Here is a 19,729-nt window from a genome sequence, read left to right as displayed (position 1 = left end):
CTCTAGAAACTCTAAAAATCTTCCAAAAGCGTTGTTTACTTTCTGCTGATGATCAAGGCAATTCCCTGCCCCACACCAATACACATTGAGCAAAGTGCATAATTTCCATCTATAGCTTCAAGCTGGTTTAGTGCTGTCGCTACCAGGCGTGCACCTGAAGCACCTAGTGGATGACCAATTGCAATTGCACCACCATTCGGGTTCACATGAGCCGCATCGTCAGGTAGACCTAGATCACGCGTTACGGCTAAGGCTTGCGCGGCAAAGGCTTCATTCAGTTCGATTACATCCATCTGATCCAGAGTCAAGCCAGTCTGTTCAAGCAGTTTTTTGATTGCTGGAGCTGGACCAAAGCCCATGATGCGTGGTTCTACACCTACAACAGTTGAAGCAATAATTTTGGCACGAGGTTTTAAGCCATATTTTTCCACTGCTTCACCTGATGCAATCAGAAGTGCAGCTGCACCGTCATTGATACCTGATGCATTGCCTGCGGTCACAATACCGTCTGCTTTTACCACAGGCTTTAACTTTGTTAACCCTTCAAGTGTGGTTGAAGCACGAGGATGCTCATCTTTGTCAACTATGATCGGATCCCCCTTACGCTGTGGGATTACAACTGGGATAATTTCCTTGTCAAAGAAGCCACGTGCCTGAGCTGCTGCTGTACGCTGCTGGCTGGCTAAAGCAAACTTGTCCTGATCTTCACGGTTAATATTGAACTGCTCTGCTACGTTTTCCGCAGTCTGTGGCATGGTTTCTACGCCATACAGTTCTTTCAACTTCGGATTGATGAAGCGCCAACCCATAGTGGTGTCTTCAATCTTTTGATTACGGCCATAAGCTGTATCAGATTTACCCATGACAAATGGCGCACGAGACATGGATTCCACACCGCCAGCCACGATCAGATTGGCCTCACCTGCCTTAATTGCACGTGCCGCAATAGCTACTGCATCAAGTGATGAACCACATAAACGGTTAATTGTAGTTGCTGGCACTTGGTATGGCACGCCAGCAAGCAAGGCGGACATACGGCCGACATTACGGTTGTCTTCACCGGCTTGGTTAGCACAACCGTAAATTACATCATCTACGTTTTCCCAGTCGATGCCTGGATTACGTTCCATCAAAGCTTTAATTGGTAGAGCACCCAGATCATCTGCACGGACTGGTGCTAAGCCACCAGCATAGCGGCCAAATGGTGTACGGATAGCATCGATGATATATGCATTTTTCATCACAAATCCTTTTTTAGATATGCTTCATTAGGAAAATTTAACTGGTCTGTAGTCGCAGTTTTTTACGTCTTAAAGCAGCCTCAAACCGGCATTGCTTCAGTTGCGAATCAAGATTTAAAGGAGATATGGTAGTAGGTTTACCATTGCTATCTACTGCTACCATGGTGAAGTAACAACTGTTGGTATGCCGGTTCTGACGGGTTTGAATATTTTGCGCTTCAACGCGAATACCAATTTCCATTGAGCTCCGTCCGACATAATTGATATTTGCCAGAAATGAAACCATTTCTCCCACTTTTATAGGTTCTTTAAACAAGACTTGATCTACAGATAATGTAACGACGTAGGTTCCCGAATAACGACTGGCACATGCATAAGCAACCTGATCTAGTAACTTTAGTATTGTTCCCCCATGAACATTGCCAGAAAAATTAGCCATATCCGGTGTCATCAATACACTCATTGTTAAACTGCTTCGATCACTCATTTTTCATGTGTAATTCAATATTGGTTAATTTGATTATATTGAGCAGAAATCAGTAAGAATTTCCGAAAAATCACGACCTCATATCTTTCTTTCAAGTAAAAAAAGCCCGACCGAAGTCAGGCAAATAGGCACACACCTCAATACTAAAACGATGATTACGCTGTTTTAGCTAGTTTATGAAAAATGGATAAATCTCCTTTGTTAAATCCAATACCTGTATTGTGTTCCAGGATTTCTTGTTGCTTATACAGATAGTTTAAGTCTTGTTTAGATGCCCAATATGCAGGTCCGCCTTCCCATTTAGGGAATCCAAAGCCATTGATCATCACCAGATCAATATCATTCATACGTAAGGTCACCCCTTCAGCCAACAGCAAGGCAGCTTCATTGGCCATAGTGAGTAATACGCGTTCCACAATCTGTTCAGGTGTAAAGTTTTTACGTTCAATACCTTTAGTTGCAGAAGCTTTAAGAATAATGTCAGTAACGATCGGGTCAATTTCAGGTTTTCCATTTGCATAGCTATAGTAGCCAGCACCTGTTTTTCGACCAAAACGCTGTGCTTCGCAGAGCTGGTCTGGAATATCGACATAACGTGCCTTTGGATCACGTTTTGAGGCATTGGCCTTACGCATATTCCAAGCAATATCCAGCCCGGATAAATCACCCACAGCAAATGGCCCCATGTTAAAGCCAAAGCCTTCAATTGCCTGATCAATTTCATGAGGCAAGGCACCCTCTTCCAGCATTAATTCACATTGATAACGGTAAGCTGCATAGATCCGGTTACCAATAAAGCCAAAAGAGTTTTTACATAAAATAGGTAACTTGCCTAACTTTTGGACAAATGCAAATGCAGAAGCAATGACTTCCTGAGAGGTATTATTACCGTGAATCACTTCTACCAACCGCATAATATTTGCAGGATTAAAGAAATGAATACCTACAATATTTTCTGGTCGAATGCTTACCTCGGCAATCTCATCTAAATCAATATAGGATGTATTGCTGGCAATGAGCGTATTTGGTGAAGCGACGCTTTCAATCTGTTTAATCAGATTCTGTTTGACGGTTAGATTTTCAAAAATAGCTTCAATAATCAGATCAGCGTTTTCAAAAACAGAATCATGATCTGAAAGTTCAAGCTGTTCCAGCTGAATAAGCTGGTCAGAGGGCTTGATTCGACCCGCTGCAACATCCTTTTCATAGATGTCATCAATTTTAGACTTGCACTGTACCAGTACTGATTTTGACTGGTCATAAACTGCAACTTTAAAACCAGCTCTTAGTGCCGCAACAGCAATACCAGTTCCCATCGTACCCGCACCCACAATCACCACATTATTAATGGCTTTAACTGGCGTCTCTTTCAGATTGATGGCCTTTTTGGCGCTGGTTTCTGCGAAGAACAAATGTCTTAATGCAAATGCCTCTTCACCTACACGAAGTTTTTGGAATACTTCACGTTCTTCGGCTAAAGCAGTTTCGAAATCAACTGTCGCTGTTGCTTGAATCAGACGGATCGCTTCCTTGACTTGAGGACGGTTTTTACCCGCCTTCAAGGCTTTTTTGATAATGCCATCAAGTTCTTCAGCAAGTTCAGCTGCTACCATTTTCTTCGATAACGGATTTTTTACCGCTGTTTTTGCATATTCAATTGCAAACGGACGTAAGTCGCCCTCAGCAATAGCTTCGACCATACCTAGTTTGAATGCTTCAGCAGCTTTAAGACGTTTGCCGCTACAAATCACTTCAATACTAGGACCCAGACCGATCAGGCGTGGTAAACGTTGTGTGCCACCAGCACCAGGAAGCATACCTAAAGTCACCTCAGGTAAACCTACCAAGGTATTCGCTGCGGCTAAACGTGCATCACAACCAAGTGCCAGCTCATAACCACCACCTAAAGTTGCACCACTAATTGCTGCAATCACAGGTTTTGGACATTCTTCAATTGCCTTAATCACTTGAGGCAATTCAGGCGGTGTAATTGGCTTTCCAAACTCCTTAAGATCGGAACCTGAAATAAAGTTTTTGTCTTTACCAATGATCACTGCTGCTGTGAGGGTCTCATCCTGTGCAAATTTTTCAACTGCATCGAGCAGCCCCTTACGCACAGACCATGAACCTGTGTTTACAGGAGGGTTATCAATTACAATAACAGCAATTGATCCCTCAGTTTCAAAATGAATAGTCTCTGTCATGGCTTAACCTTCCTTAGCGATATGAACAAGTGCATCCACTGCGGTAACACCTTGTCCTTGTGGATTTACGATGAGTGGATTCATTTCAGCTTCTTCAATGTAGTATTCCTTAGATACTGCTAGCTGAGAGAAAGCCACTACAGTTTCGGCAATCGCTTTTAAATCACCTTTCTGCTTACCACGGAAACCATCCAGAGCTTTTAAGCCCTTTACTTCAGCAATCATTTCATAAGCTGAATCAATCGTCACAGGTGCTAAACGCATCGAGCTGTCTTTATATAGTTCAGTTAATACGCCGCCAGCAGCCAGCATCACAATTGGGCCTACATCCTTGTCACGTTTAAACCCGACAAGTACTTCACCTAGACCTTTCACCATGGATTGAACTAATACTTTTTCAACAGTTAGATCTGGGCAGTTTTTCTCAACATTGGTTTTGATTTGCTTGATTGCTGCTTGAAGCTCTGTCTCATTGTGTACATGGAGAATCACGCCGCCAACTTCAGTTTTGTGACTGATTTGATCATGTAAGACTTTCACTACCACTGGATATGCAATTTTCAATGCTTGTGGTTGAGCAACATCCAACACTTGGTATGGTGCATTTTGAATGCCTAATGGACTCAGTAATTTATAAGCAGAATCTTCATCTAAAGTTACTGTAGTGGATACGGCCGGCTGAGTGACTTGCACTGGAATTGGCATCGGCTGACGACGAGAAAATGCGGCATTGATTACATCAGCACAAGCTTCTGGCGATTGGAATGCAGGTACACCAGCCTGTTTTAATTGCTTTAACGCTTCTGGTGCATCAGGAACCAGGAAACTCACCAATGGCTTTTTGTAAGTCGCAATACTGTCAACAATTGGTTTAACCGCAAGATCGGGGTGATAACGAGCTGAAGAACCTGAAGCTACTAGTACCAGGTCAAATTCAGGTGCTTCTTCAAGTACTTCTAGCGCAGCTTTCATGACTTCATACTTAGTGCCAGCTAGCGTTAAATCGATAATACCACCCGCATGTACATCTACACCGCGTGCATTGAGTTTAGCAATCGTCTCTTCTGAGGGTGACACAACTGAAACATTACGAATGCCAAGCTGATCAACCACCATTGCAGCACCACCACCGGTAGTCGTCAAAACACCAACATTAATCTGTTTTTTATTGGCTGCTTGTGGTGGAACTTTGCTTAGAAGTGGAATTGCATTCAGGAAGCCATCTAAAGTTTCTACACGTGCAATACCACAATCTTTAAAGAATGCTTCTGCAACTGCATCCTCACCTGCCATAGAACCAGTGTGAGAAACTGCGAGATCTGCTGCAACTTGTGAACGGCCAAGCTTGAATACCACCACTGGACGATTCAATTCCGCTGCTTTAAACGCAAATTCACGTAGTTTATCTGCATGGCGCATTGATTCCAGGAATAGCATGTAACCATGGATATCAGGATTGTCCAAAGTAGCTAAACAGATTTCACCTACACTCAGATCTACTTCACCACCAACTGATACCAAGCCATAAAAGCCTGTATGGTGGTTACGACCACGTGAAGTTAAAGAGCCAATCATACTACCACTGTGTGAAGCACAGAAAATATTGCCTTTTGGCAGCCCTGGCTCAGCAAAAGCTGCATTTGCAGTTAAGAACAGATCTTCATACAGGTTTACTAGGCCTAAACTTGATGGACCTAAAATACGTGTTTGATATTTTGCTTTAAGTTCACGAAGCTTGTTTTCGCGTTCGATTCCTTCAGGGCCAGCTTCACTAAAGCCACTCGCAATCAGAGTCACAACGGGCACACCCAGTTTGCCGCATTCTTCAACAGCTTCTAATGCCAAGTCTGCTGCTGTTAATACGTACACATGCTCTGGGACTTCAGGCAGTGATGAAAGAGAGGTATATGCTTTTTCACCCTGCACGGTTTCACGACGTGGGTTAATACAATAAATTGTGCCTTTATAACCGGCATTTCTTAAAAAGTGTAAAGGACGACCAGCTGTTTTGCTGATGTCATCTGAAATACCAACCAACGCGACTGTCTTAGGCTTCAGTAAAGCATTAGAAAGGGTTTTATTTTCATTAACCATGGAATTCATTTCTCTAAATCCTTTTTAAATTTTACTTCGCACGCTGATTGAAACGACGACCAAATACATCTTCTGCAATACGGTTCTTCAGAACTTCGATTGAACCACCTGCAATCATCCAGCCACGGGTACGCTTCACACAGTACTCAACCAATGATTCTGTTGAATAACCGTAGCCACCCATCGCCTGCAGCGCTTCGTTAGATACTTCCCAACCCGTCAGGTTGCATGACAATTTTGCAATGCTTGTTTCATAGGCTGATGGCAGGCCACCATCGGCATTGATTGCGGCACGGTAAAGTAGCAGTTGTGAACCTTCCAGCTTCAGTGCCATTTCAGCAAATTTCCATTGCAGACCTTGGAATTCACATAAAGGCTTACCGAACTGTTCACGGTCCAGACAGTGCTGACGTGCCACATTGAAAGCGTGACGACCTAAAGCTAATGCACGTGATGCATTACCAATACGCTCAACGTTGAAACCTGAGATTTGTTTTTTAAAGCCACCAGGACCAAGCAATACGTTTTCTTTCGGGATACGGCAGTTATCAAAGTACAGCTGACACCATTCTTCACCGCTCATGAATGCTGAAGGCTGACCTATTTCAAAGCCCGGAGTACCACGATCGATCATGACTGAACCAATACCATCAAGCCCTTCACCAAAGCGGACATAAATGAGGAAGGTATCAGCATGTGGACTATGTGTAGAGAAGACTTTAGAACCATTGATAATGTAGTGGTCACCATCTTCAACGGCTGCAGTTTTCAGTTCAGTTACTGATGAACCTGCACCTGGCTCACTCATGCCTAGGGCAAGCAGTTTTTTGCCTGCCAACAAATCCGGAAGGTATTTTTCTTTCAGGTATGGAGATGCGTATTCTGCGAAGGTGCGGATTGCGCCAAAGTTCCCGGCTTGAACAACATCGGCACTTTTTGGACAAACTAAAGCAAGTTCCTGAATGGCAATCACGGCATCCATCAAGGTCCCGCCAATACCGCCATCTTCTTCTTTGACCGTGATCCCGATCAGACCCATTTCTGCCAATTTGGCAGCGATATCCCACGGATAATCATGAGAATGAGCGCGTTCTAATGCACCGTCTGCTAATTCCTTTTGGGCAAACTTGCGCACTGAATCTGCAAATGCATTTTGTTCTTCGGTTAAATTGAAATCCATATGTTTAACTCTCTATCCAATATATCTTATAGTTCTAGAATAGGTGTTTTATTTATTTTATGTTTTCATATAAATCATCACGCTATGACTTATTTGAGAAAATGTAAAACAATAAAAAAACGCCCTATTTAGGGCGTTTTTTTAGCTGACTTATACAGTTTGATTGACTGTTTTTATAGGTTTTTCTTCAGAGTTACTACCATCTGAAGCAACTTCTGCATTTCCTTGTGGATCATACAGATGTTCCCTAATAAAGAATACAGGTAATACACAAACTAAATAAGCAGCACCCATCATTAAGAAACCATAACCTACAGAGGCATTTGTCGCGACGAAACCAATTGCAATTGGACCAATAGAAGAACCAATACGTCCCATGTTATGTGCTACACCCAAAGATGTACCACGGATACGAGTCGGGAAACTTTCCGCCATATATGTGCCATATACACCAAATGGTAGACCATATAAGAAACCGAAGCCGATCAATAACCATAAGATGTTATTCGGAGAATTAAACATCACAATTACGATCAAGAACAATGCCGTACTCACAGTACCTAACGCGAATGTTGCACGACGACCAATCTTATCGCCTAGAATACCCGCAATCACTTTACCAAGAATCATTGCGGTATAACTACCTACCATGAAAGTAGTTAGCTTTTTAATCTGCATTCCTAATTCTTGTTCAAGATATAACGGCATCCAGTTATTTACACCATAATAACCAAAATGCATGAAGCCACTAGCAAGGACCCATAGAATTAAAATTTTACGTACTGACGGATCTTTAAATAATGTAGTAAAAGCTCCCTTTGGTGCTTTTGATTTGGTGGCAATTTGCTTACGAATATTGTCTTTAGCAGCTAACCAGGCATCAGATTCTGGAACCATAATGTACATTGCGATGGCTAAAATCACGCCCACACTCGCAAGCATAAACATTGGACGCCAACCAAAATCTGGAATGATCACACCAGCTAAGATACTTGCAACAATATAGCCAACAGTAATACCAGTCTGCAAAGAAGCAACAATTGTTGTTCTCTTATGGGTAGGTACTGATTCCGCAAGTAATGTACTACACACCATATAAACAGAACCTAAGAATAATGCTGAGATAAATCTTAAGATTGCAAATTGTGTAACGTTTTCTGCAAAACCGATAAATGAAGTCAGAATTGAGAACACAAATACACAGAATGTAATGGTCTTTACGCGTCCAAAACGGTCGCTAGACCATCCACCTGTTACACCACCAAGTGCCATACCTACCAGTGTGACACTACCCAACATACCTGCTTCAACAGCAGATAAACCAAAATCAGCTTTAATACTGGCTAAGCTAAACGCCAGAAACATTACATCCGCACCATCAACGATGAGTGTTAAAAATGCGAATATAAAAGCAAGTTTCCATTTTTTACTGCCACTTCCGTTATTGGCAACAGTATCTACATGCATAATGATTTCCTTTGCAATACATACATCTTATATTTAAAACATCCACTTTTCCCGTGAATCTACTTCGCACGCTGATTGAAACGACGACCAAATACATCTTCTGCAATACGGTTCTTCAGAACTTCGATTGAACCACCTGCAATCATCCAGCCACGGGTACGCTTCACACAGTACTCAACCAATGATTCTGTTGAATAACCGTAGCCACCCATCGCCTGCAGCGCTTCGTTAGATACTTCCCAGCCCGTCAGGTTGCATGATAGTTTCGCAATACTGGTTTCATAAGCAGATGGCAGACCACCATCGGCATTGATTGCCGCACGGTAAAGAAGCAGTTGTGAACCTTCCAGCTTCAGAGCCATCTCAGAAAATTTCCATTGCAGACCTTGGAACTCACATAAAGGCTTGCCGAACTGTTCACGGTCCAAACAGTGCTGACGCGCTACGTTAAAAGCATGACGGCCGAGTGCTAATGCGCGTGATGCATTACCAATACGTTCAACGTTGAAACCTGATATCTGCTTTTTAAAGCCACCAGGGCCAAGCAATACGTTTTCTTTTGGGATACGGCAATTATCAAAATAAAGCTGGCACCACTCTTCACCGCTCATAAATGATGAAGGCTGGCCCACTTCAAAGCCTGGTGTACCGCGATCGATCATCACCGAACCAATACCATCAAGCCCTTCACCAAAGCGGACATAAATGAGGAAGGTATCAGCATGTGGACTATGTGTAGAGAAGACTTTAGAACCATTGATAATGTAGTGGTCACCATCTTCAACTGCTGAAGTTTTTAGCTCAGTCACTGATGACCCTGCGCCTGGCTCACTCATGCCTAAAGCAAGCAGTTTTTTACCTGCCAATAAATCTGGAAGATATTTCTCTTTCAGGTAAGGAGATGCATATTCTGCGAAGGTACGGATCGCACCAAAGTTACCCGCCTGAACCACGTCAGCACTTTTTGGGCAAACCAGCGCAAGTTCCTGAATGGCAATCACGGCATCCATCAAGGTCCCGCCAATACCGCCATCTTCTTCTTTAACAGTGATACCGATCAGACCCATTTCTGCCAATTTGGCAGCGATTTCCCACGGATAATCATGAGAATGAGCGCGTTCTAATGCGCCATCTGCCAGTTCCTTTTGGGCAAACTTGCGCACTGAATCTGCAAATGCATTTTGTTCTTCGGTTAAATTGAAATCCATATGTCTAACTCTAAGTCTATTAATTAACCCTGTGGAGTTAGAATATTGGATATATTTAAATCATGTTTTCTAATTAATCATCATGGCATGACTTATTTTTAAAACTGGTGCATTTAACTATAGAAATAAGTTTTTTAAAATTTAATATAATAATTATCAATCACTTATATTTCACTATTAAGACTAAAGTATTAATAAAAAAAGCAGCTAGTAAATTCAACTAGCTGCTTTAAATTGTTTAACTATAATGATTTATAAAGTTAAGTCAGCAACACTTATATTTTCAAGATTCCAGATTTGATCTCTTAATACTTTGGCTTGAGATGTTGTTATAACTCCCTCAACTAATTCAAAGAATTTATGATCTAAATCTTCATCTGTTAATGGTGCTTCAGGATCACCTTTTCGACATGGGGAGAAGTGTTCAAATGTTTGACCATCTTTTAGCGTAATTTTAACTTTTGCCGCACGTTGATTTGGGAACTTAGAAGTTAATTCATCATCACTTTCTAAGATAAGTTTCTTCATTAACTCGCGTGTTTCTGGTGATGCCATTTGTTCATCTGTAAAAGCATTTAAACGAACACTACCGTGTAAAAAGCCATGTGAGACTACATAAGGTAAGCTGAAGCGACATTGGAATGCTGATTCAGGATCAAAATTCCCTGTTACATTAAGTGCCGTTTGGTATGTACGCACTGTAATGTTCTCAACATCCTCAATCTTCAGGTTCTGATTAAGAATTTGAGTACGAATTTCTAAAGCACCATCAATGGCAGCGAAAGTATGACCACAACAACCATGATTTTTTTGGGTCATCTTACAGACATTATAATCTGTGCCTAAATTTAGAGTCGCTTTTCCCATTTTGGATCTTTTGATAATGCAGCCCCAAAACCGACTTCACCTTCTAAAATATCTAATGCACCAGTGACTCCTTTAGCAGCCGCTTTCGCTGCAGTAACACCGATTGATGCAGCATGCCCACCATGCAAAGCTTTGGTCATTGCATCTGAACGAAATGCTTGCTGTAAACCTGATGCAAAAGTTGTTGCTGTTGCAACTGCATGTGCAAAAATATCCTTATTATGCGGATCAATTAAGAAGGCTGCAGCAGCGGCACTACCAATTGCACCAACAGTTCCAGTCGTATGAAAGTAAGTATAATGTGAAGGTTGTACAGCCGCCCCTAGACGTGTTGAAACCTCATACCCTACTACAACTGCTTTTAAAAATTCTAAACCAGAACGCTGATATTCATCCGCAACTGATAAGGCGGCACTAATGACTGGTACCCCCGGATGATATACAGCATCGCGAAAAATATCATCAAACTCTACAGCATGTGAAGCAGTTCCTAAAACCCATGCTGCTGTAGATGAGAAAGCATTTGATTTAGACTTGGTATGCGGCTTTTACCATTTCCAAACTCTTCCTCAAAGGTTGCAACTATGTTTTTCCCAACTTCAGATACGAATCCTGGGTATAAAGCAGAAAACCAATCAAGCACAACACGTTTCGCATGATGAAGTGTTTCAAGATTAAGTCTCGTTGAGCTTCCAATGCAGCATATTCGGCATATTTTTGAATGAGCGTAGTCATATATCTTTTACATCCTTTTAATTAAGTTCTTCGATTAACCAATCACGTAGTTCAATAATCTTTTCTAATTTTGGTGAATTTTGTGGTACGACAAGTAATAGCCCAAATCACGCTGAAGTATATAGTCAGAGAAATAGACCAAACTGCCATTATCAATTTCCTGTTCCACTAACTTGGTCTGTGCCATTGCGATCCCAATTCCATCAAGGGCTGCCTGGTAGGCTAAAAGCGAGTTTGGGAGTATAAATTGATCTGTTTCTGAGCTTTCGATATTTTGAGCCGCTAACCAATCGGTCCAATCTAATTTTCTATAGTTAGAATGTATAAGCTTATATTTATTTACATCTTGTGGAGCTGGTGGGCGTGTTAAATGGCTAATTAGAGATGGGCTACATACGGGTCTAAGCTCATCACTACATAAAAAATAGCTATCAACATCAGGCCAATTGCCATCACCAAACTGAATGGATGCATCAACATGCTCTGTTGCAAAATCTACAGGAGCAACAGCGGTTTTGATATTGACGCGTAGTTTAGGGTTTTCAGCATGTAGTTTTTGCAATCTTCGCACTAGCCATTTAGCTGCAAATGTTGAATATACGCGTAAAGCTATGTCATTGTTTTTTCGGTACGAACTCATGCCACGAGTGGCAATAGCAATTTTATTAAATGCAGGGCCAATTTCCGCATAAATATTTTCACCTGCTTCAGTCAGGCTAATTCCAGAACGTTCACGTTTAAAGAATTCAATGCCGAGATATTCTTCTATAAGTGTGATTTGGCGACTCACAGCAGATTGACTCACATATAACTCATCAGCAGCCTTGGTAAAACTTTTATGTCGGCTACACATTCAAAAGTACGTAGGGCATTTAATGGTGGAATATCGCGCATATCAACCTCCTGTCAAAAGAAGCACAGTATATTCAATAAATATTCTTCGTCCGAAGTAACTGGCTTATCAATAAGTCGTATGAACTGTTCATAAACATGTCTACGACTTGTGTTCCACAGCTTACATTTTTTCTGTATAAGGTTAATTGCATAAAACTCATAATAGTATGATTATAAAAAAAGCAGCCTCCGAAGAGACTGCTTTACCTAAAAAAACAAATGAAGAGTTATTACTAACCGTCTACATGTGTGGGTATGAGAGACAACACCTCGCAAGAACTATCCAAATTACATATTTGGATATGAGAGGCACTGCTTCGCAAGAATTATCCTAACATTACATGTTAGGATAATTCGGACCACCAGCACCTTCCGGTACCACCCAGGTGATGTTCTGAGATGGATCTTTGATGTCACAGGTCTTGCAGTGCACACAGTTCGCTGCATTGATCTGGAAGCGCTAGAACCATCATCATTTTCCATAATTTCATATACACCCGCCGGGCAGTAGCGTTGCGCTGGCTCATCCCATTTTGGCAGGTTCACGTTCACTGGAATTGACGCATCCGTCAGCTTCAGGTGAGCAGGCTGGTTTCTTCATGCACAGTATTCGATACGAATACTGAAGACAAACGATCAAATGTTAGCTTGCCATCCGGTTTTGGATAGTTAGGTTTGAAGTTCACGGCATCAACAGTTTTCAGAGTTTTAAAATCTGGCACCAGATCATGTAATGTAAATGGAACTTAAATACGTTCTGGTCGATGAAGTTAAATGCACCACCCATCCATTGACCGAACTTGTGCATTGCGGGCCAAAGTTACGTGCACTATATAGCTCTTCTTTCAGCCAGCTGTTGTTGAACTTGTCCGTGTAAGCTGTCAGTTCTTTTTCGAACAGGTCTTCACCTCCGTGACACGGGCAATCGCAAGGTCACCCCTTTTTCGACACCGGCAGCAATCGCTTCAAACACCGCTTCACCACACAGCATGCCTGATTTCATGGCTGTGTGTGAACCTTTAATTTTGGCAAAGTTCAGGAAGCCGGCCTCATCACCAATTAAGCAACCGCCTGGAGGGTGAATTTCGGCAGAGAGTTAAAGCCACCTTTCACGCAGCACGTGCGCCATAAGAAATACGCTTACCACCTTCCAGATACTGTTTGATCAGTGGATGAGTTTTCCAGCGCTGCATTTCCATGAATGGATACATGTGCGGATTTTCGTAAGAAAGGTCCACATCATGCCCAGAGTGACCTGGTTGTTTTCCGCGTGGTATAACCACCAGCCACCTGAAGAACCGGTTTCAGACAATGGCCAGCCGGCACCGTGCATCACCAGGCCTGGTTTATGCTTGCAGGATCGATTTCCCACAGTTCTTTAATCCCGATACCGTAATGCTGCGGATCAGCATCTTTATCCAGATTGAATTTCTGGATCAGGCGTTTACCTAAGTGACCGCGGCAGCCTTCAGCAAAGATGGTGTATTTGGCATGAAGCTCGTAACCTGGGGTAAAGTTATGTGTTGGTTCACCATCTTTACCTATGCCCATGTCACCGGTTTGGATGCCTTTTACTGAACCATCTTCATGGTACAGGATTTCAGCAGCGGCAAAGCCTGGGAAGATGGATACTTCCAGTTCTTCTGCTTTTTGACCTAACCAGCGTACCACGTTACCGAGTGAGATCACGTAGTTGCCATCGTTATGCATGGTTTTCGGCACCATCCAATGCGGTGCTTCTTTAGAGGTAGTCTCAGATAAAAGGAAGAAGGTTTTATCTTCAGTGACTGGGACATTTAAAGGCGCTCCTTCTTCTTTCCAGTTCGGGAACAGTTCATTGATTGCACGCGGTTCAAGTACAGCACCAGAAAGAATATGAGCACGACTTCGGACCTTTTTCCACGACACAAACGGACAGATCATTCAGGTTGTTTTCAATTGCAAGCTGACGGATTTTGATCGCAGCAGAAAGACCCGCAGGGCCTGCGCCTACGATGACTACGTCAAATTCCATTGACTCTCTATCAATTTCTGATTCTGGAAACATCCCTTTTCTACCTATTACCAATCAATTACATACATTGATAAGTATAAAGAATCTTATTAATTAAATTTCAGAAAACTCATCTAGGTAGAACATACAGGAATCAGGCACTATGATTACTATCCAATAGAATTAACTCTGAAAATTAAAGCTAAATCACTATACTCACTTATGCTTAGGCTAAAAAAATTAAAAGTAGGATGGCTGCTATGTGAATTTTGGTCATGACTAAGGGATTAATTTACTTGATTTGAATATAGGAGGTTATAAAGCAAATAGTTTTGCTTACTAATGTATTTTGGCATTATTCTAAATGTAACAGCATCTAGTTATGCTACACCGTTACCCATCTATACAATAATATTATTGGAATGAAAACACTCGGATTTTATATGGTTTTACAGGTATCTGTTCTTAATCTTCTCTGATGCTGGTAAGCAAACAGAATTCTGTTAATCATAAGAATTAATTCATTGATAATTTAGCTTATTGTGCTACAAGCATTCTTATGAATCCCAAAAAGCAGGGATAACTATATATTCCTAAGTGTAGCAACTTGCTACACTTTTTCCTAAATCACTTCTTTACCAAAAAGCTCATTCAGACGTTCACGAATGCTTTCAACAAATTCAGGGTTGTTCTTTAGTTTATGTTTCATATTTCGTTTGAAATCATTCAGACTTATTCCGATTTCAGCGAAGTCCATCTGGAATAAGGTGTCATTAATAACAATATTTGCCTGAGAATCAGTCAGACAACCTGATTTTTTAAACCATTTCTTAAACTGGTTGTATTTATCATCATCACTATAAATGTACCAGGAACGTACATTCGTATCAAATTTTGCACCCAGTTCTTTTACCAGAGCATTATCTTCAAATGGTACATCCAGATAAATTTTCTCAACCGGTGCGGCATCAGTATGGCTTTTTTCTGCTATACGACGTTGCAGTTTGAAATTTACTCCAATAATTGGACGACCTTTCTTAATTGTTTCATATTCTAACTGCAGATCTGTATTTTCATTAATCTCAGCCACGATCTTATCCAGCACGTAGCGTCTGAAATCTACCCAACGATCGTATTTGGTTTCATTAATATCAATTAAAGCTTTAAGATTTTCAAGCAGAAGTGGTATTTCATAGTTCTTTTGTTGACTATACTTAAATTCATTTTTAACAAAATAAGTATACAGACTCATACTTGCGACTGAATCTAATGCAAATAGGTGCTTGAGCTGATAGGTCGTAAAATTTCCACCCGCAAGCTGAGTAAAATAGGGCAAAACTTCACTGGTAAACGGATTTGAATTGCATTTTTAGAATCATCTTCCCATCTCAACTCACGGATAATAGGAACAACAGAGTGAACCTTTTTAGTTTTTTTCTTTCTGTCATCAGCCGGTTCTTCAATAATGAAGTGAGCTACTCGAGATGAAAGTTCTTTATAAATACGATCGATTGCAACATTAATCGAATTACGTTTACTAAGCCCAAGCAAATCAGCCAAATCATCCTTATATAAATAAATATAAGTTTGTTCAGTTATCTCACGATCTGCACTATTCTTTTCCCATAATTTGCCACCGCCATAGCATACAACAGTGCTTTATATTCGTTTGCCGACAACTCAATTGGACGAATCAATCGATTGCTGGTACTAACAACTCCATTATGGCGAATGTTGCCAATACAGTAAGGTACATAATTAGATTCTTCTTGCAGCGGATTAGCTTCTGTCATAACCGTAATATTTGTAATTCGACTATTCGTTTATAAACAAAAGTGGAAAAATTTTCAACAATTTCACCATAAGAGTGCAAAAGTGGAAAGCTTGTCATCAAAAAAGGGCAATTGTACGTGGATTAGCATCTAAAAGTGGAATTTTTATATTTTATTCCACCAATAAGTGACAGACCTTCCACCTTATATGAGAAAAAATTGCCAGATAGATGTATTTTTACTCATTATTTTTTAGGTTTAAATGAAGTTGGATGAAATTGAAACTTAGATATGACAAGGCTTCCACCTTTGATATATGATTAAAGAATCAACTGAATACATAATCATCAGAAAATATCTTTAAAAATAAAGTTATCCACAATAAAAGAGGTCTGCGTGACAGACACTCCACTATTAAAGCTATTTAAAACATCTTTATCAACAAGTTAAGCTATTGTTTTAAAATTATTTAATTTGATTATTTTGACTATTTCAAATAATTGATGACAAGCCTTCCACCATAGTGACAAGCCTTTCACTTTCAGTGACAAACCTTCCACCTTTCAGTGACAATCATTACACTTTTCAATGATAAACCTTCCACCTTTCAGTGACAAACCTTCCACCTTTCAGTGACAAACCTTCCACTTTAAAAACCATAAGGCATTGTTTTTTTATATTGAAAAATCGGCTCTAATTATTAATTAGCTAAATAACTAATTATACTAATTATTAATTAAGCTAGCTTAGGTAAAATTTATTTTTTAAGTTGTTTTACATCTGAACAAACAGGGTTTATAAATTTAAAAACTATAGTAAGTTTAGTGAAAGTTATTTATATTAACTAACAATCAAATACGGAAGCATCTGACACGTATGTCTGCAAAAATTATTGCTGTTGCCAATCACAAAGGCGGATGTGGTAAAACAACAGTTGTTCACTTGGCATCAGAACTTGCAAATCTGGGTAATAAAGTTCTAGTTATTGATTTAGATCCACAAGCAAATGCAAGTTTGCACATTGGAGTTCAACATCCTAGTGAAGTTGCTGTCACAACAGCAGAATTACTTGTAGGTGATATTTCTTTATTAGCAGATGCCTTACAAGAAGAAACTAATTTTGAAAATGTATCATTGATTTATGGATCATTAAATTTAGGAAAAACTGAAGATCAACTGAAAGAAGAAGCACCACGCCCATCTGAAGAACTTACAATTAAACTAGAATTACTTAAAGATCTATATGATTTTATCTTGATTGATTGTCCACCAAGTCTGAAATTGTTGACTAGTAATGCTCTAGCATCTTCTACACATGTAATTATTCCAATTGAATCAGGTTCACAATATGGTCTTTACGGGTAACGGATCTTTTAAATCATATGGAAAAGATTAAACGTATTAATGCTGATCTCAAACTTTTAGGTGCCTTGTTAATCAAGCATGATGAACGTCAGAATGTGTGTAAATTGATTCGTGATGAAGCACTTAAACAAGTTGGTAAAATTTTAGAAAACTACTATTCCTCAAAGTACCAAAGTTAATCAAGCAGCAATTTTACAACAGTCTCTGTTAAAAGTAGAAAAAGGTTCAAAAGTACGTAAGGCATTTGAAAGCCTAGCAGCTGAAATAGTGGCTAAAGTATAAAATTTGAGAATATTATGGCGAGCACCAAAGAGCTTTTAGCTCAAAATTGAAACAAATACACAGAAACATCAACAAGCTCAAAAAGACAACATCAAAGAGTTGAAAGAATTTCGGCGTAATGTCCCAATTGAGGATATCAGTAAAAGCCCAAATCAGCCTCGAAAAATATTTGACGAGCTAGAGCTAACAGAACTAGCAAATTCTATTGAAGAAGTTGGCTTTTTACAGCCGATTACAGTTCGTAAGCTGGATAATCTAAAATATGAACTGATCGCAGGCGAACGCCGTTTACGTGCGCATCAACAGCTTGGTAAAACTGTAATCGAAGCAATCATTATTGATGCGAACGATGAAGAAGCATCATTGCTGACTTTAGCAGAAAATTTAAAACGTCAGGATCTGACAGATTATGAAGTTTTTGTAGGGTTGAATGCTTTAGACGAGAATTTAAAGAAAAATAAACAGCGCTTAGCTAAATCTCTTGGTTTAAACCGAGAGGATATGTATAAATATCTATCTTATGAAAAACTACCTAAAACAATTTTAAATGATCTTGAAGTAGATCCAAACTTACTTGGACGTACTGCTGCAACTGCATTTAAAAAGTTTTTGTCAGACCATCTGCAGCAACTTTCTGAAGCTGAAACAGTATTACTTAAAGCTTGGGATAAAGTTAAAGATAAAAAGCTGGAGCAGACTAAAGCTGCTATATATGCTGAGAAATTGCTTAGTGAAGGTTCTGAAAAACTGACAACAACATCTGTAATTCGCAAGATTGAATATAATGGTAGAGTTGCTGGAAATATAAAACTCAGTGATAAACAACTTAAAGTTTCGCTGAATATTTCGCAAATTGATGAAGCTAGTTTATTGCAGCTAGAAAATTTTTTAAAAGGGCTAGTTCAGAAAAATGAAAAGGTGTAGCAACTTGCTACACCCTTTTTATCAGAAGCTTGAAAAACACCTATATTTTGAAAGCTATTATGAGGAATTTCATTATCTTTAATGAGAGTACTTGAGTAGCTATAGAATTCATCTTGATAAATGAAGGCTAGCTGAAAAACTATCTATAAATCCTGTTTCTGCCAATACTGTTACATAATAGAATTAAGTAATTAACATCTACGCCAATTCCCTTACTATGATCAGTATATTGCTATGTTAAAATGATTAGCTGTTGCTCGTTGTCTACCTAGATTCATTAAGTAAAATTGAACAACTTCAAGTCTAAATTCTTGAGAATATTTAGCCATAGAAAGCACCCTTCAAGTTAGACTAAGAGTCTAACTTGAAGGGTGCTTTTCATCCTGCCAGGTTTTTTTCATATTGGTTCGCTCGGTATAACTCCTGTCGTACCTTACAATCCTTGTGCTTATCTATTGTTATTCTTGTATGTAGCTTCCTGCTCTCTATTTCCCCATGATAGGGAATCACAGTCTGATCGCCTAGCCGCAAAGGCCGAGATTTATGTGAGCATATGCGTACACAGACGGATAAAATTATCCCAAGTTTATCCACAGAAATTGTGGATAATTTCTGATCTGTAAGGATTGATAACCCACAATAAAGCCTAATATTGATTAGAAATTAGTATTTTTTTGATTCTTTGGCTTATTAAGATGCTTAAAATAAGTTGATCTGCCTTAAAACCTTCACGATCTGCAACAGAGATTAATTTAATAAATACTTCAGTTCTTTCCATGAGCCAATCGATTTTAAAAAAGTTATCTCATAAAATGGATAACCGGTAAGAAAGGTTCTTTATTTTGAATCTATGTTTTTTAAAAGTTAAGTTGTCTCAACTACTGCAAGTCTAGTGTGTAATTTTGAAATTTAATAAAAATATTGTTTAATCAATAGCAGGGCAGAATGTCGGTTTCAGAGAAAACCTCTTTACCTTATTAAAAAGGATGAAGAGAACCCAGCCGAGGCTAGGTTCT

The 19,729-nt window shown here is 39.8% G+C and carries 10 protein-coding genes and 4 pseudogenes; 2 read left to right on the top strand and 12 right to left on the bottom strand.

Annotation, left to right across the window (positions count from 1 at the left end):
- Positions 1-35: 35 nt before the first annotated feature.
- The 12 genes and pseudogenes from pcaF to BS636_RS15440 form a co-directional block, all read right to left on the bottom strand.
- Entirely contained in the window at positions 36-1,241 is a 1,206-nt protein-coding gene (pcaF, locus tag BS636_RS15490; protein ID WP_099339697.1) for a 3-oxoadipyl-CoA thiolase, read from the bottom strand.
- 37 nt (positions 1,242-1,278) lie between these two features.
- Positions 1,279-1,728 carry an acyl-CoA thioesterase gene (locus BS636_RS15485; RefSeq protein WP_099339696.1) on the bottom strand — a complete coding sequence of 150 codons (450 nt, stop codon included), beginning with the start codon at positions 1,726-1,728 and terminating at the stop codon, positions 1,279-1,281.
- A 155-nt stretch (positions 1,729-1,883) separates the two neighbouring features.
- Positions 1,884-3,932, bottom strand: coding sequence for a 3-hydroxyacyl-CoA dehydrogenase NAD-binding domain-containing protein (locus tag BS636_RS15480; protein ID WP_099339695.1), 2,049 nt, complete (start codon positions 3,930-3,932; stop codon positions 1,884-1,886).
- 3 nt (positions 3,933-3,935) lie between these two features.
- Complete coding sequence (locus BS636_RS15475; protein WP_228206953.1) at positions 3,936-6,035, bottom strand: acetate--CoA ligase family protein; 2,100 nt, start codon at positions 6,033-6,035, stop codon at positions 3,936-3,938.
- 22 nt (positions 6,036-6,057) lie between these two features.
- Complete coding sequence (locus BS636_RS15470) at positions 6,058-7,206, bottom strand: acyl-CoA dehydrogenase family protein (protein WP_099339694.1); 1,149 nt, start codon at positions 7,204-7,206, stop codon at positions 6,058-6,060.
- 150 nt (positions 7,207-7,356) lie between these two features.
- The gene (locus BS636_RS15465) at positions 7,357-8,673 is read right to left on the bottom strand and encodes an MFS transporter (protein WP_099339693.1); all 1,317 of its coding nucleotides are present in this window, start codon (positions 8,671-8,673) and stop codon (positions 7,357-7,359) included.
- Between the two features lie 59 nt (positions 8,674-8,732).
- Positions 8,733-9,881, bottom strand: a complete 1,149-nt coding sequence (locus tag BS636_RS15460) for an acyl-CoA dehydrogenase family protein (RefSeq protein ID WP_099339692.1) — start codon at positions 9,879-9,881, stop codon at positions 8,733-8,735.
- Positions 9,882-10,133: 252 nt separating this feature from the next.
- Positions 10,134-10,748 (bottom strand): MmgE/PrpD family protein, encoded by a 615-nt coding sequence (locus BS636_RS16515; protein ID WP_228206956.1) that lies wholly within the window; start codon positions 10,746-10,748, stop codon positions 10,134-10,136.
- The gene (locus tag BS636_RS16510; protein ID WP_228206960.1) at positions 10,730-11,206 is read right to left on the bottom strand and encodes an MmgE/PrpD family protein; all 477 of its coding nucleotides are present in this window, start codon (positions 11,204-11,206) and stop codon (positions 10,730-10,732) included. Before BS636_RS16510 ends, BS636_RS16515 begins: the two co-directional genes overlap by 19 nt.
- Before the next feature lie 341 nt (positions 11,207-11,547).
- The gene (locus BS636_RS15450; RefSeq protein WP_099339691.1) at positions 11,548-12,336 is read right to left on the bottom strand and encodes a LysR substrate-binding domain-containing protein; all 789 of its coding nucleotides are present in this window, start codon (positions 12,334-12,336) and stop codon (positions 11,548-11,550) included.
- Between the two features lie 378 nt (positions 12,337-12,714).
- Positions 12,715-14,424: pseudogene (locus BS636_RS15445) on the bottom strand (electron transfer flavoprotein-ubiquinone oxidoreductase).
- 568 nt (positions 14,425-14,992) lie between these two features.
- Positions 14,993-16,163, bottom strand: a pseudogene (locus tag BS636_RS15440) (replication initiation protein).
- An 855-nt stretch (positions 16,164-17,018) separates the two neighbouring features.
- On the opposite strand from BS636_RS15440, the pseudogene BS636_RS15435 reads away from it, so the two are divergent.
- Together BS636_RS15435 and BS636_RS15430 are read left to right on the top strand one after the other, a co-directional pair.
- Positions 17,019-17,789: pseudogene (locus tag BS636_RS15435) on the top strand (ParA family protein).
- Positions 17,790-17,803: 14 nt separating this feature from the next.
- Positions 17,804-18,713, top strand: a pseudogene (locus BS636_RS15430) (ParB/RepB/Spo0J family partition protein).
- Positions 18,714-19,729 lie beyond the last annotated feature (1,016 nt).

Origin of the sequence: Acinetobacter sp. LoGeW2-3, assembly GCF_002688565.1 — a bacterium.
Classification (GTDB): domain Bacteria; phylum Pseudomonadota; class Gammaproteobacteria; order Pseudomonadales; family Moraxellaceae; genus Acinetobacter.
Note: the sequence above shows the minus strand (reverse complement) of the source record. Positions and strands in the feature narration are given on the sequence as shown.